Source organism: Pseudomonas sp. THAF187a (assembly GCF_009363395.1).
In the GTDB taxonomy this organism is placed as follows: Bacteria; Pseudomonadota; Gammaproteobacteria; order Pseudomonadales; family Pseudomonadaceae; genus Aquipseudomonas; species Aquipseudomonas khazarica.
Map to the genome: position 1 here is coordinate 4322806 of NZ_CP045349.1, position 13241 is coordinate 4336046.

A 13241-nucleotide genomic window follows, 5' to 3' on the forward strand; every position below is an offset into this window, starting at 1 on the left:
CTGTCTTAATCGGGATGAGCGATACTGTCGACTCGCCCTTCTCGCACCCTTTCGAACATGCACGTGCTCCTCACCGAAGACAACTCGCTGATCGCCAGTGGCCTGATCGCAGGCCTGCAGGCACAGGGCTTCACCGTCGCCCACACGGCCAGCGCGGCGGCGACGCAAAGCCTGTTGCAGCACAGTCACTTCGACCTGCTGATCCTCGATCTCGGCCTGCCCGACGAAGACGGCCTGAACCTGCTGCGCCGCCTGCGCCGTGACGGCCTGGCCCTGCCGGTGCTGGTCCTCACCGCGCGCGACGCCGTGGCCGAGCGTGTCGCCGGCCTGCAGGCGGGTGCCGACGACTACCTGACCAAGCCCTTCGACCTGCGCGAGCTGGCCGCACGCCTGCATGCCCTGCTGCGCCGCGCAGCCGGCAGGACCACGCACCTGATCGAGCATGGCCCGCTGCAGTACGACCCGACCCGCTGCACCGTCAGCCTCGCCGGCGTCCCCGTCGACCTGTCGCGGCGCGAGCAGGCGCTGTTGCAGGCGCTGCTGCAGAACCCGGGGCGGATTCTCAGCAGCGAGCACCTCAAGGACTCGGTGTACGGCCTGGACGATGACGTCGAGAGCAATGCCCTCAACGTGCACATCCATCACCTGCGCCGCAAGCTCGGCAACGGCATCGTCGAGACCGTGCGCGGCCTGGGCTACCGGCTCGGCACCGCCGGCCACGAGGAGCAGCCCCGATGAGCCTGCGCCTGCGTCTGACCCTCGGCCTCGGTGCCGCCTTTGTGCTGCTCTGGTCACTGGCCGCCACCTGGATGCTCTACGACCTGCGCAGCCAGTTGCTGCAGTCGCTCGACGAACGCCTGGCCGCCTCGGCCCGCATGGTCGCCGGCCTGCTGGTGCAGTTACCGCAGGCGCGCACCAGCCAGGACGGCAGCACCCGCCTGAGTGCGGAGCAGCTGGGCATTCCCAATGGCCTGGCCTGCCAGATCAGCTCGCTGCGCGGCGAGGTGCTGGCACGCAGCCACTCGACGCCGGAGAACATGCTCGATGCCAGCCAGCAGGGCTTCCACGATCAGGTCATCGGTGACCAGCTGTGGCGCAGCTTCACCCTGATCCAGGATGACCTGCGCATCACCACCGCCGACCGCCTGGATGAACGGGCCACGCTGCAACGCTCGATCCTGCTGGCCGCTGCGGTGCCAGTGGCGGTCGCCCTGCTCGGCAGCCTCGCCCTGCTCTGGGTCGGCCTGGGGCGGGGCCTGGCGCCGCTGGAGCGAATCCGGGCGGCGCTCGCCGGACGCAGCGCCAACGCCAGCGAACCGCTGCCATTGACCGACCTGCCCGCCGAACTGGCGCCGCTGGTGGAGGCACAGAACCAGCTGTTCCAGCGCATCGGCGCCACCCTGGAGCGCGAGCGGCGCCTGACCGACGATGCCGCCCACGAACTGCGCAGCCCGCTGACCGCGGTGAAAACCCACCTGCAGGTCGCGGCCATGACCGAGGGTGAGCCGGCACGGATCGCCATCGCCATGGCCGAACAAGGCGCCGACCATCTGCAGCGCATACTCGAACAGCTACTGATGCTCGCACGGGTCGAAGGCAACCTGCCCTTCGATGAAGGCCTGCCATGCCGCCCGCTGGAAATCGCGCAGCAGGCCATCGCCGATGCGACGCACAAGCCGGGCGCGGCCATAGAACTGAGTGTTGCCGACGACCTGTCCGAGCAGTGCCTGGCCATGCCCCCGGCCCTGGCCATCGCTGCCTTGCGCAACCTGCTGGAGAACGCCCGCCGGCACACGAGGCCAGGCACCCAGGTAGACCTGCACATCGCACGCGACGGCCAGGGTCGCGTGCGCTTCAGCATCCGCGACCAGGGCCCGGGCATCACCCCCGAGCGCCTGCAACGCGTCACCGAGCGCTTCTGGCGCAGCGCCGACAGCGACGGCAGCGGCCTGGGCCTGTCCATCGTCAAGGCCATCGCCGAACGCTGCGGCTGCAGCCTGCAGTTCATCGCCCACGCCGATGGCCTGGAGGTGTGCCTCGCGGCCCGGCTGCGCAACGAAGGCGGCTGAGCGACGCGCCCCTACTTGCGTGGCTTGGCGCGCGCCGTGGGCTCGGCGATCAGCGGGTCGTCCGGCCAGTAGTGTTTCGGATAGCGCCCCTTCAGGTCCTTCTTCACGTCCAGGTAGGTATTGGCCCAGAAGCTGGCCAGGTCCTGGGTCACCTGTACCGGCCGGCGCGCCGGCGACAGCAGGTGCAACTTGAGGCCCAGGCGACCGCCTGCGATGCGCGGCGTGGCCGCCAGGCCGAACAGCTCCTGCAGGCGCACCGCGAGTACCGGCGGGTTTTCCGTGTAATCGATGGCGATGCGCGAACCGGACGGCACGCTCAGCGCGCGCGGGGCCAGCTCGTCGAGGCGCTGCGGCAGCGGCCAGGGCAGCAGCGTCTGCAGGATCGCCGGCAGGTCGAGGCTGGCGAAGTGGCTGAGTCGGTTGACCTTGCCCAGGAACGGCGTCAGCCACTGATCGAGACTGGCCAGCAGAGCCGCATCGGCCAGGTCCGGCCATTCGCTCTGCCCCTGCGCCTGCAGGTCCAGCTCGCGCAGCAGCGCCACGCGCGCCTGCCATTGGCGCAGCTCGGGCGTCCAGGGCAGCAGCTCCAGGCCCTTGCGCCGCACCAGGCCGACCAGCGCCCGGCAGCGCGCCGACTCATCGAGCGAGGCCAGGGCCTGGCGCTCCAGCACCAGCTCGCCGACCTTGCGCTGGCGCTCGGCACGCAGCGCACCTTCGCGCTCGTCCCAGTCGAGCACCTCCTGTTCCTCGACCTGCTCGGCCAGCTCGCCGGCGAACAGCGCCGGGTCGAGATCGGCCGCCAGGTAGATGCGTTCCTCGCGCTGCCCCTGGCGGCTGCCGAGGTCGGCCACCGCCAGCCATTCGTGCTTCATCAGGGCATCGGCCTCGCCGAACTGCGCAGCGCGGCCATTGGCCAGACGGTAGTCGGCGCCACCGGCACGCCGCTGCTGGGCGATGCGATCGGGGTAGGCGAACGCCAGCAGGCAGCCAAGCCAGCGCGGCTGATCGGGGTCGCTCACCGCCTGCGTCACCGGCTTCCCCTTGAGCTGCCCGCGGAACTGCCGGGCCAGTTGCCGGGCGCGCTGCACGGCGCCCTGTGCGTTACGTGCGACGCGGCCTTCCCCGCCGAGCAGGGCCAGGCGGCTGTGCAGGTCGGCGCCGCCACCACGCAGGATGTCGCGTTCCGCCAGCAGCGCCGCCAGGTCACAGGCCAATGCGCCCAGCCCCAAGGCCTGGCCACGCAGCAGCAGATGGGCGATTCGCGGGTGGCTGGGCAACTCGGCCATGGCCTGCCCGTGGGCATTCAAGGCGCCGCGCGCATCCAGGGCGCCGAGCCGTCCCAGCAGATCGAGCGCCTGGGCATAGGTGGCCTGTGGCGGCATGTCGAGCCAGCTCAGCTCCTGTGGCGTCACGCCCCAGCGCAGCAGTTGCAGGGCCAGGCCGGCGAGATCGGCCTGGAGGATTTCCGCCGTGGAATAGGCGCTGAGCTGTTCGTGCTGGCTCTGCGACCACAGCCGGTAGCACACGCCGGGCTGCAAGCGCCCTGCGCGCCCCGCTCGCTGGGTGGCGGAGGCGCGGGAAATGCGCTGTGTGTCGAGGCGGGTCATGCCGCTGGCGGGGTCGAAGCGCGGGACGCGCGCCAGACCGGCGTCCACCACCACGCGCACACCGTCGATGGTCAGGCTGGTTTCGGCGATGTTGGTGGCCAGCACCACCTTGCGCTTGCCGGCAGGCGCCGGGTCGATGGCCGCGCGCTGGGCGTCGAGGTCCAGCTCGCCATGCAGCGGGCAGAGCAGGATGTCGTCGCGCCCCGCCAGGACCTCGCCCAGTTGCTCGGCCACCCGGCGAATCTCCGCCTGCCCGGGCAGGAACACCAGCAGGCTGCCGGGCTCGTCGGCCAGCGCCTGCTGGACGGTCTGCAGCACCCGGGGTTCGATCCACTCGCCAGCCTGGAACGGCGCCCCCCAGCGGATATCCACCGGGAACATGCGGCCCTCGCTGCGCAGCACCGGGGCATCGCCCAGCAGGCTGGCCAGGCGCTCGCCCTCCAGCGTGGCGGACATCAGCAGCACCTTGAGCGGCGCCTCGCCGGTGTCTTGCGCACGGAACATAGCGCGTCCGTTGAGCGTCAGCGCCAGAGCCAGATCGGCATCCAGGCTGCGTTCGTGGAACTCGTCGAAGATCACCAGGCCGACGCCTTCCAGCGCCGGATCGTCCTGCAGACGCCGGGCGAGAATACCTTCGGTGACCACCTCGATACGGGTGTTCGGCCCCACCTTGCTGTCCAGGCGGATGCGATAACCCACCGTCTCCCCAACGCGCTCGCCCAGCTCGCTGGCCAGACGCTCGGCAGCCGCCCGCGCGGCCAGGCGACGCGGTTCGAGCATGACGATGGTCTGCCCGGCCAACCAGGGTGCATCGAGCAGGACCAGGGGTACGCGGGTGGTCTTGCCAGCGCCGGGCGGGGCCTCCAGCACCACTTCGTGGCGTTCGCTCAGGGCCGCGCGCAAGGCAGGTAACAGGACGTCGATAGGCAGGGTGTTCATCATATCTCCACAGCGAGCCGGCGATTATAGAGCAGCTCGGCATGGCGAACCGCCGGCGCCCTGACCGGTCTCATTGGCAACCGCGTGCACGTCGCGGTTTTGCAATGGCGAACTGCTATAGTTGCGCCACTTTTTCTGGAGGTGCTCATGCGCACGAAATCCCGTGTCATCGCTGGCGTCGTCGCCGCGACCCTGCTGGCTCAACTGACGGCCTGCGGCTCGATCTTCTACCCGGATCGTCGCGGCCAGATCGAGGGCAAGATCGACCCGCTGATCGCCGGCGCCAACGCCATCGGCATCCTGTTCTACGTCATCCCCGGGCTGATCGCCTTCGCCGTGGACTTCGCCACCGGCGCCATCTACCTGCCGGAAGGGCAGACCGCTCAGGTCGACCCGCAACAGCTCAAGCAACTGGTCGGTGCTGACGGCCAGGTCGACCCGCTGGCGCTCAAGGCGCTGATCGAAACCAGCACCGGCCACCAGCTGCCGCTGGACGACCCGCGCCTGATCCAGCACAGCGGCAGCAGCGAACAGCTGGCCGCCTACGGCCTGCGCCCGGCGGCCTGAGGCCATGCACGATCCGCAGCATGCCAGGCTGATGCGCCTGGCCACCCGGGCCGCGCTCGCGGTGGCACTGACCCTGGTGCTGGCCAAGGCCGTCGCCTGGTGGCTGAGTGGCTCGGTCAGCCTGCTGGCCGGCCTCACCGACTCGCTGCTCGACAGCGCCGCCTCGCTGATCAACCTGGTCGCCGTGCATTTCGCCCTGCGTCCTGCCGACGAGGACCATCGCTACGGTCACGGCAAGGCCGAGGCACTGGCCGGGCTCGGCCAGGCGCTGTTCATCGGCGTCAGCGCCATCCTCATCGGCATGCAGGGCCTCGAGCGCCTGCAGACGCCGCAACCACTGGAAGCCGAAGGAGCCGGCATCGCCGTGATGCTGCTGGCCCTGGCGCTGACCATCGGCCTGCTGGCCTTCCAGCGCAAGGTGGTGCGCGAAACCGGCTCCACGGCGATCCACGCCGACTCCCTGCACTACCGCTCCGACATCCTGCTCAACGGCAGCATCCTCGTCGCCCTGCTCCTGACCCGCTTCGGCTGGCTGCAGATGGACGCCCTCTTCGCCATCGGCATCGCCCTCTACATCTTCTGGAGCGCCATCAGCATCGTTCGCGGCGCGGTGGCCGTGCTGATGGACGAGGAGCTGCCCGCCGACGTCAGCACGCAGATGCACGAACTGGCATGCGCCGTCCCCGGCGTACTCGGCGCGCATGACCTGCGCACCCGCGTTTCCGGCACGCGCTGGTTCGTCCAGCTGCACCTGGAGCTTCCCGGCGAGATGAGCCTGTCGCAGGCGCATGAGCATTGCGAAGCCGTGGAGAAGGCCATCCACGAGCGCTACCCACGTGCCGAAGTGCTGGTGCATGCCGACCCGCAGGAAGTGGTCAAGCACTGATCCCCCACCAGCCCCTGCCAGACAGCGGGCAATAAAAAAGGGGCCTCGCGGCCCCCTCGGGAAATCTGTCCGGTGCTGGCGGTGTTGTCGCCGCTTTCGTCGCCCGCCTGATTGGGCAGTGCGGACCCGGGTGCCGGTGCGATCCGGTAGGACCGTCGGCGCCGACTCACCTGGTTGGGCGATGCCGGTAGGACTTTTCGTCCGGGCCGTGAAACTGAGAGAAAGCTTACGCCCATCGCGCCGAAATAAGATTGCTAAGATTGCTTACAAACTTATCGATTGCGCAATTTACAGCTAAAGGAGCACTATTTATCGCAATCCAATAATGAGCCAGTAGAAAAATGGACAAACTCGACCGTTACGACCTGAACATTCTCGCCGAATTGCAGCGCAACGCTGCCCTGTCCAACCAGGAACTAGCCGAACGCATCGGCCTGTCGCCCTCCCCCTGCTCGCGCCGGGTCAAGCAGCTGGAAGACGATGGCTACATCACCGGCCAGGTCGCCCTGCTGGATCGCAAGAAACTCGGCCTGAGCCTGACCGCCTACGTGCTGATCGGCATGGACCGGCATACGCCGGAGCGCTTCGAGCATTTCCAGGAGGAGATCCGCAAGTGCCCCGAGGTGCTGGAGTGCTGCCTGGTCACCGGGATGGATGCCGACTACCAGCTCAAGGTGGTGGTGCCGGACATGGATCACTATCAGAAGCTGCTGCTAGGCACGCTGACCCGCATCGACGGGGTGTCCAGCGTGCGCTCGAGCTTCGTGCTGCAGCAGATTCTTTCCAGCACTCAGCTGCCGCTGCAACACCTGCGCGACTGAAGGTCGCAGGGAGTAAAGGATCACGACGCGCTCTGGATCAGGGCGCGTATAATGCCAGCCCCGCGTTTTCCATCCGAATCACGAGGCTCCATGGAAACCGAACAATTCGAAGCGCTGATGATGTACGTCCTGGTGGGCGGACTGATCCTGTTCATGTTCTTCATCATCTGGGACCTGGCCAAGAAGTCCAAGGCCGGCCGCCTGGGTACCGCCATCCTGTTCCTCGGCCTGGGACTGTGCCTGTTCGCCTTCCTGGCCAAGCCGATCATCACCTACATCATCGAGACCGCGCGCGGCATCCACGGCTGACGCCGGCGCCCGCCCCACACAATTTCTCACCGACCCCAAGCCGTCAGCAGAAACGGCCCGTTGTTAACAAGGAGTTCACATGAGCGCCGCCAATCTGGTGATGCAAAGCTATGGACGCTGCTGCGCCAGCCCAGATTTCTTCGACAGCTTCTACCGCCATTTCCTTGCGAGTTCACCACTGATCCGCGAGAAGTTCGTCGACACCGACATGACCGCGCAGAAACAGCTGTTGCGCCAGGGCATCCTCAACCTGGTGATGCACGCCCGTGGCATGCCCGACACCAAGTTGCGCGCCCTCGGCGAGTCGCACTCGCGCCAGCATCTGGACATCCGCCCCGAACTCTACGACCTGTGGCTCGACGCATTGCTGTTGACCATCAGCGAACACGACAAGGAATGCGACGCCGATGTGCGTCAGGCCTGGCGTGAAGTGCTGAACAAAGGTATCGCCGTGATCAAGGCCGGTTATTGACTCAGATCATGTTCGCCAGCACCCGGGCGCTGCGACAAAACGCCTGAGTGTCACTCCAGCCTGGCCGCGACCTCGCGCCACTGGCCAGGCTGCAGCCCTTCCAGACGCCAGGGGCCGATGGCCACGCGCACCAGCCGCAGCGTGGGCAGGCCGACAGCGGCAGTCATGCGTCGCACCTGGCGATTGCGCCCCTCGCGAATCACCAACTCCAGCCAGGTGGTCGGCACGCTCTTGCGAAAGCGTACCGGCGGGTTGCGCGGCCACAGCTCGGGCTCGGCCAGACGGCGGGCCTCGGCCGGCAGCGTCGGGCCATCGTTGAGCGTCACGCCGCTACGCAGCTGCTGCAGCTGCTCGTCACTCGGCTCACCCTCCACCTGAACCCAGTAGGTCTTCGGCAGCTTGTGCCTGGGATCGGCGATGCGCGCCTGCAGGCGACCGTCATTGGTCAGCAGCAGCAGGCCCTCGCTGTCTCGATCCAGGCGTCCGGCCGGATACACGCCGGGCAGGTCGACGAAATCCTTCAGCGTGGCGCGACCCTGGTCGTCGTTGAACTGGGTAAGCACGTCGAACGGCTTGTTCAGCAGCAGCAGGCGCGGTTGCGCGGGCGGCGCCTTGGCCACACGGCGTGGCGCAGCAGGACGAGACTTGGCAGGGGGACGAGGGCGCGACATGCAACGGGCTTCAGCGGAACAGGGTCGTGCAGTGTAACCCACGATAAGCGGCGCTGATGGTGCTTCCACAGCTCGACACAGCGACTAAGCTGCTGATTCACCTTCAGCACTCAGGAGCCGTCCATGAGCAGCAGCGCCGAACTCGCCACCTTCACCGGCTGGGCCGCCACCGCCCCAAAGGCGCCGCTGGAGCGCCTGAGCTACGACCCCGGGCCACTCGGCGCCGAAGAAGTCGAGGTCGCAGTGGAGTACTGCGGCATCTGCCATTCCGACCAGTCGATGATCGACAACGAATGGGGCAATGCCCGCTACCCCTTCATCCCCGGCCATGAAGTGGTCGGCCGCATCGTGCGCCTCGGCGAGCAGGTTCGCGGCCTCGAGCTGGGTCAGCGCGTCGGCATCGGCTGGTACAAGGGCAGCTGCATGCACTGCGGCTCCTGCATGGAGGGTTCGCACCAGCTCTGCCGCTCGGTGAAGCCGACCATCGTCGGCAGCCACGGCGGCTTCGCCGACCGCCTGCGGGCGCACTGGGCCTGGGCGGTGCCGCTGCCCGCCGGACTCGACCCGGCGCTGGTCGGGCCGCTGTTCTGCGCCGGCTCCACGGTGTTCAGCCCGCTGCTGGAGTTCGACATCAAGCCCACCGATCGCGTCGGTGTCGTTGGCATCGGTGGCCTCGGTCACCTGGCGCTGCGTTTCCTCAATGCCTGGGGCTGCGAAGTGACGGCCTTCACCTCGTCGCTGAACAAGCAGGACGAGGCCAAGCGCCTGGGCGCGCACAAGGTCGTGGCCTCGACCGACAGCGCGGCGATGAAGGCGATTGCCGGCAGCCTGGACTTTCTCCTGGTCACGGCCAGTGCCGACCTCGACTGGATCGCCCTGCTCGGCACCCTGCGCGGCAAGGGCCGCCTGCACTTCGTCGGCATCGTGCCGAGTGCGATCCCGGTGCATGTGTTCAACCTGATCCCGCAACAGAAGAGCCTGTCCGGCTCGCCGGTGGGCTCGCCATCGAGCATGGCGAGCATGCTCGAGTTCTGCGCCCGCCATCAGATCCTGCCGCAGGTCGAGCACTTCCCCATGAGCCAGGTGAACGCCGCCATCGATCACCTGCGCAGCGGCAAGGCGCGCTACCGCGTGGTACTGGACGCCAGCCGGTGACAGCACGGGCGCAGAGCCGGCATGCTCTGCGCCCTGTTTTTCCCGTGAGCGGCGATCGCCATGCCCCTGACTCTCGACACCCCCACGCCCGATGACCTGCCCACCCTGGTGGAGATCTGGGAGGCGGCGGTACGTGCCACCCATCACTTTCTCCCGGAAAGCGATCTGCAGGTGATCAAGCCGCTGCTGCGCGAGCAGTATTTCCCCGCCGTAGAGCTGACCTGCGCCCGCGATGAGGCCGGGCGGATACTCGGCTTCCTCGGTCATGCCGATGACAGGGTGGAGATGCTCTTCGTCGATCCGCATAGCCACGGCCAGGGCGTGGGCAGACGCCTGATGCAGCATGCCATCGACGAGCTGGGTGCGACCCGGGTCGACGTCAACGAGCAGAATCCGCAGGCCGTGGGCTTCTATCAGCACCTGGGATTCGTGATCACGGATCGCTCGCGCCTGGATGGCGGCGGCAGGCCGTTCCCGATCCTGCACATGGCCCTCAGCCGATAGGCCAGGCGGCCGAGATCCCCTCCAGCGCCTGCTTGAGCTGCGCCCGGCTGAGCGCAGCGGCAAGGCTCACGCGTACGGCGTGCCCCGGATTGGCCTCGACCGCGAACACCTCGGCGGGCACCACCTCCACGCCCTTCTGCCGACAGGCCTCGGCCAGCGCAACGGGCGGCTCGACGTCCAGCCACAGGTGCGGTGCCACCGCCCTGCCCTGCGGCATGCGCGCCCCCAGCACACGTGCGGCCAGGCGCCAGCGCTGCTGCATCTCGTCGATCTGCCAGGCCAGACGCTGTTCGGCGAGGCCGCTCTCGATCCATTCACAGGCCAGTGCCAGGCTCAGCGGCGCCACCGCCCAGCGCGTGGCCTGGGCTTCGCGATCGATACGCTCGAGCAACTGCGGCGCTCCGGCGATGAAGCCCAGACGCAGGCCCGGCGCCACGCTCTTGGACAGGCTGCTGATCAGCAGGCAGCGTTCGGGCAGTTGCACCGCCAGGGGCGCCTCACTGCCCAGCACGCCGTAGACATCATCCTCGACGAGCCACAGCCCACGCTGCCTGGCCACCTCAGCGATGGCGGCGCGGCGCTCGCCATCCAGGCTGGCACCGGTGGGATTCTGCAGGCAAGGGGTGAGCACCACCACGCGGGCACCCGTGGCACGCGCCTGGCGATCGAGGTCATCGGGCAGGACGCCATGCCGGTCCATCGCCACACCGTGCAGCGGCAGGCGCAGCTGGCGGGCGGCAGCCTTGATCCCCGGCGCGGTGTAGCGCTCCACCAGAATCGGCTCACCCGCCTCGCAGAGTGCCAGCAGAGCGGCCGACACCCCCTGCTGGGCACCGGCACACAGCAGCAGGCCACCGGGTGCCAGCTCCAGACCGCGTCGTCGCAGCCAGCTGGCGCCCGCCAGGTGCGCGCGTTCGACCAGTGCCGCCGAGGGATAGGACTGCAACATATCCAGCTCGCCACGGGCCGCCAGCGCCGCGAGGCTGGTGGAAAGGTCGCGGTTGTCCGGGTCGTGCACCGGGACGTTGGTCGACAGGTCGATCAGGTCCCCGGCTGCGGTCGGCTGCTTGAGACGGAACAGGCTGGCCTCGCGGCTACCAGTGAGTACGTAGGTGCCACGGCCGACCTCGCCGGAAACCAGGTGGCGCCGGGCCGCCTCGCGGTAAGCGAGCATCACCGTGCTCGGGTTGATGCCCAGCGTCCAGGCCAGGCGGCGCTGCGGCGGCAGACGTTCGCCAGGCTTGAGTTCGCCACGACCGATCGCCGTGGCGATGGCCTCGACCAATGCCAGGTAGGTGGGTAAGGCGCTGTCTTGCAGATCAGGGAGCCACATTGCTTGCCATGCAATATAAATATTTACCCATACAATGCGCCGCACTAGCATCCGAGTCAACGTCACCCGGAGCCCCTGCCATGTTCGACCTCACCCAACTGCGCCAGAGCGCCCAACTGGTCCACCGTCACATGACGCCCACGCCGCAGCTGAGCTGGCCGCTGCTGTGCGAGCGCAGCGGTTGCGAGGTGTGGGTCAAGCACGAGAACCATGCGCCGACCGCAGCCTTCAAGGTGCGCGGCGGCCTGGTCTACATCGACGCACTGCTGCGCCGCGAGCCACAGGTCCGTGGCCTGGTCACCGCCACCCGCGGCAACCATGGCCAGAGCCTGGCGCTGGCTGCACGCGCGGCGGGACTGGCGATCCGCATCCTGGTGCCGCACGGCAATGCCCGCGAGAAGAACGCCGCGATGCGCGCCCTCGGCGCAGAGGTGATCGAGCATGGCCGCGACTTCGATGAGGCACGCGCCGAGGCGGCACGCCTGGCCGAGCGCGACGGCCTGCACTGGGTGCCGTCACTGCACGAGGACCTGGTGCGCGGCGTCGCCACCTACGCCCTGGAATTGCTGGAGGCGGTGCCGGACCTGCGTCGGGTCTACGTACCCATCGGCCTCGGCTCGGGCATCTGCGGGATGATCCGCACCCGCGACCTGCTCGGCCTCGACACCGAGATCGTCGGCGTGGTCGCCACTGGCGCCGATGCCTACGCGCAGAGCTTCGAACAGGGCTGTCTGGTGCAGACCGAACGCGCCGAAACCCTGGCCGACGGCATGGCCTGTCGCCAGCCGCAGCAACTGGCGCTGGACATGATTCGTGCCGGCGCAGCGCGCATCGTGCGGGTCGACGACGACGAGATCCGCGACGCCATCCGCAGCTACCACGAAGACACCCACAACCTCGCCGAAGGCGCTGGTGCCGCCGCCCTGGCCGCGCTGATGCAGGAGCGCGAGCGCAACGCCGGGCAGCGCGTGGCCGTGGTGCTCAGCGGCGCCAACATCGACCGGGCGGTGCTCGCGGAGCTGCTCTGCGACGAGGCCGCCGCAGCCTGAGATCAGAGCTGCGCCAGCGGCTCGACCGGCTGGCGCGCAGGCAACTGACGCAGCCAGCGGGAGACGCCCCACTCCGCTGCGACCAGCACCAGCAACAGGCCAAGCTGGATCAGCAGGGCGATGTAGAACGGCTTGAAGACATGGCCGATCTGCCGCTTGAGAAGGCCGAGCAGGAAGTCGGCCTGGAACAGTTGCCCGATACGCGCATCCAGCACCTGCGTCAGCACTTTCTCGTCGAGCCCGCTGTAGCGGGCCGTCTTCTCCACGGCCAGCTCGCCAATGGCCTTGCCCAGCAGGCTGGCGCGCAGACGGTCGAGCAGGTCCAGGGCAATCCGCTCGGCGGTCGACGCGTCGGCACGCAGCGCCGCCTCCGCCTGGCGCTCGCTGCGCAGGTAGTCCATCGCCAGTTGATCGAGCAGCGCCTGCACGCTGACATCACGTACCGCCAGCTGGCCCTGCTCGTCCTGGGTTTCGACATAAGCCTGGAAGTCGCTCCAGACCTCGTCGGCCAAGGTCTGCACCAGTGGTGCATAACTGTCGAGATGGCGGTAGATCTGCTGCTGGCTGCCGTACAGCATCCCGCCCTGAAAACCGAGGAAGCCACCGGCCAGCGGCAACAGCAGGAAATAGAGCTTGAGCAGCCAGTGGTGCCAGCGCTTGTTGCGTGCCAGCCAGCCCAGGCGCTGCAGCTTGAATGCCAACAGCAGGCCGGCGCCCGCGCCGAACAACAAGGCCAGGCCGGTGTAGAGGAAAAGACTGAGAAAACTGAAGGGCTCCCACAACGCGGTGAGCAGCAGACGCGCCTGTTCCATGCGTATTGCCTCGTTCATCCATGATGCGCGTCAGTCTAAGGCAAAGC

General features: G+C 68.1%; 14 protein-coding genes. 10 read left to right on the forward strand and 4 right to left on the reverse strand.

Going from position 1 to position 13241, the window contains the following annotated elements:
• Positions 1-57: 57 nt before the first annotated feature.
• Complete coding sequence (locus tag FIV02_RS20080; RefSeq protein WP_047592179.1) at positions 58-738, forward strand: response regulator transcription factor; 681 nt, start codon at positions 58-60, stop codon at positions 736-738.
• The gene (locus FIV02_RS20085; protein ID WP_152489611.1) at positions 735-2069 is read left to right on the forward strand and encodes an ATP-binding protein; all 1335 of its coding nucleotides are present in this window, start codon (positions 735-737) and stop codon (positions 2067-2069) included. Before FIV02_RS20080 ends, FIV02_RS20085 begins: the two co-directional genes overlap by 4 nt.
• Before the next feature lie 11 nt (positions 2070-2080).
• Here FIV02_RS20085 and hrpB read toward each other — a convergent pair whose 3' ends face one another.
• Positions 2081-4615: an ATP-dependent helicase HrpB gene (gene hrpB / locus FIV02_RS20090; RefSeq protein ID WP_152489612.1), complete on the reverse strand. Its 2535-nt coding sequence runs from the start codon at positions 4613-4615 to the stop codon at positions 2081-2083.
• A 147-nt stretch (positions 4616-4762) separates the two neighbouring features.
• Here hrpB and FIV02_RS20095 point away from each other — a divergent pair, with 147 nt between their 5' ends.
• From FIV02_RS20095 to FIV02_RS20115, 5 genes are all read left to right on the forward strand, one after another.
• The gene (locus FIV02_RS20095) at positions 4763-5182 is read left to right on the forward strand and encodes a polyribonucleotide nucleotidyltransferase (RefSeq protein ID WP_152489613.1); all 420 of its coding nucleotides are present in this window, start codon (positions 4763-4765) and stop codon (positions 5180-5182) included.
• A gap of 4 nt (positions 5183-5186) precedes the next feature.
• A complete protein-coding gene (locus FIV02_RS20100; RefSeq protein ID WP_037051678.1) occupies positions 5187-6068 on the forward strand; it encodes a cation diffusion facilitator family transporter in 882 nt (293 codons plus the stop codon).
• 341 nt (positions 6069-6409) lie between these two features.
• Complete coding sequence (locus FIV02_RS20105; protein WP_037051675.1) at positions 6410-6889, forward strand: Lrp/AsnC family transcriptional regulator; 480 nt, start codon at positions 6410-6412, stop codon at positions 6887-6889.
• A gap of 90 nt (positions 6890-6979) precedes the next feature.
• Complete coding sequence (locus tag FIV02_RS20110; protein WP_037051671.1) at positions 6980-7198, forward strand: DUF2788 domain-containing protein; 219 nt, start codon at positions 6980-6982, stop codon at positions 7196-7198.
• Positions 7199-7277: 79 nt separating this feature from the next.
• Positions 7278-7670, forward strand: coding sequence for a globin (locus FIV02_RS20115; RefSeq protein ID WP_037051667.1), 393 nt, complete (start codon positions 7278-7280; stop codon positions 7668-7670).
• A 50-nt stretch (positions 7671-7720) separates the two neighbouring features.
• Here the strand turns inward: FIV02_RS20115 and FIV02_RS20120 are convergent, their stop codons facing one another.
• Positions 7721-8290, reverse strand: coding sequence for a pseudouridine synthase (locus FIV02_RS20120; protein WP_152490148.1), 570 nt, complete (start codon positions 8288-8290; stop codon positions 7721-7723).
• Between the two features lie 174 nt (positions 8291-8464).
• On the opposite strand from FIV02_RS20120, the gene FIV02_RS20125 reads away from it, so the two are divergent.
• A complete protein-coding gene (locus tag FIV02_RS20125) occupies positions 8465-9496 on the forward strand; it encodes an NAD(P)-dependent alcohol dehydrogenase (protein ID WP_037051661.1) in 1032 nt (343 codons plus the stop codon).
• Positions 9497-9556: 60 nt separating this feature from the next.
• A complete protein-coding gene (locus FIV02_RS20130) occupies positions 9557-10000 on the forward strand; it encodes an acetyltransferase (protein ID WP_152489614.1) in 444 nt (147 codons plus the stop codon).
• Here FIV02_RS20130 and FIV02_RS20135 read toward each other — a convergent pair.
• Positions 9990-11333 carry a PLP-dependent aminotransferase family protein gene (locus FIV02_RS20135; RefSeq protein ID WP_152489615.1) on the reverse strand — a complete coding sequence of 448 codons (1344 nt, stop codon included), beginning with the start codon at positions 11331-11333 and terminating at the stop codon, positions 9990-9992. The two genes, FIV02_RS20130 and FIV02_RS20135, sit on opposite strands and share 11 nt — an antisense overlap.
• Before the next feature lie 80 nt (positions 11334-11413).
• Between FIV02_RS20135 and FIV02_RS20140 the strand changes: the two genes are divergently transcribed.
• On the forward strand, positions 11414-12382 hold the full coding sequence (locus tag FIV02_RS20140) for a threonine dehydratase (protein ID WP_152489616.1): 969 nt from the start codon (positions 11414-11416) through the stop codon (positions 12380-12382).
• A 2-nt stretch (positions 12383-12384) separates the two neighbouring features.
• Here FIV02_RS20140 and FIV02_RS20145 read toward each other — a convergent pair whose 3' ends face one another.
• On the reverse strand, positions 12385-13194 hold the full coding sequence (locus FIV02_RS20145) for a hypothetical protein (protein WP_152489617.1): 810 nt from the start codon (positions 13192-13194) through the stop codon (positions 12385-12387).
• Positions 13195-13241: the final 47 nt, after the last annotated feature.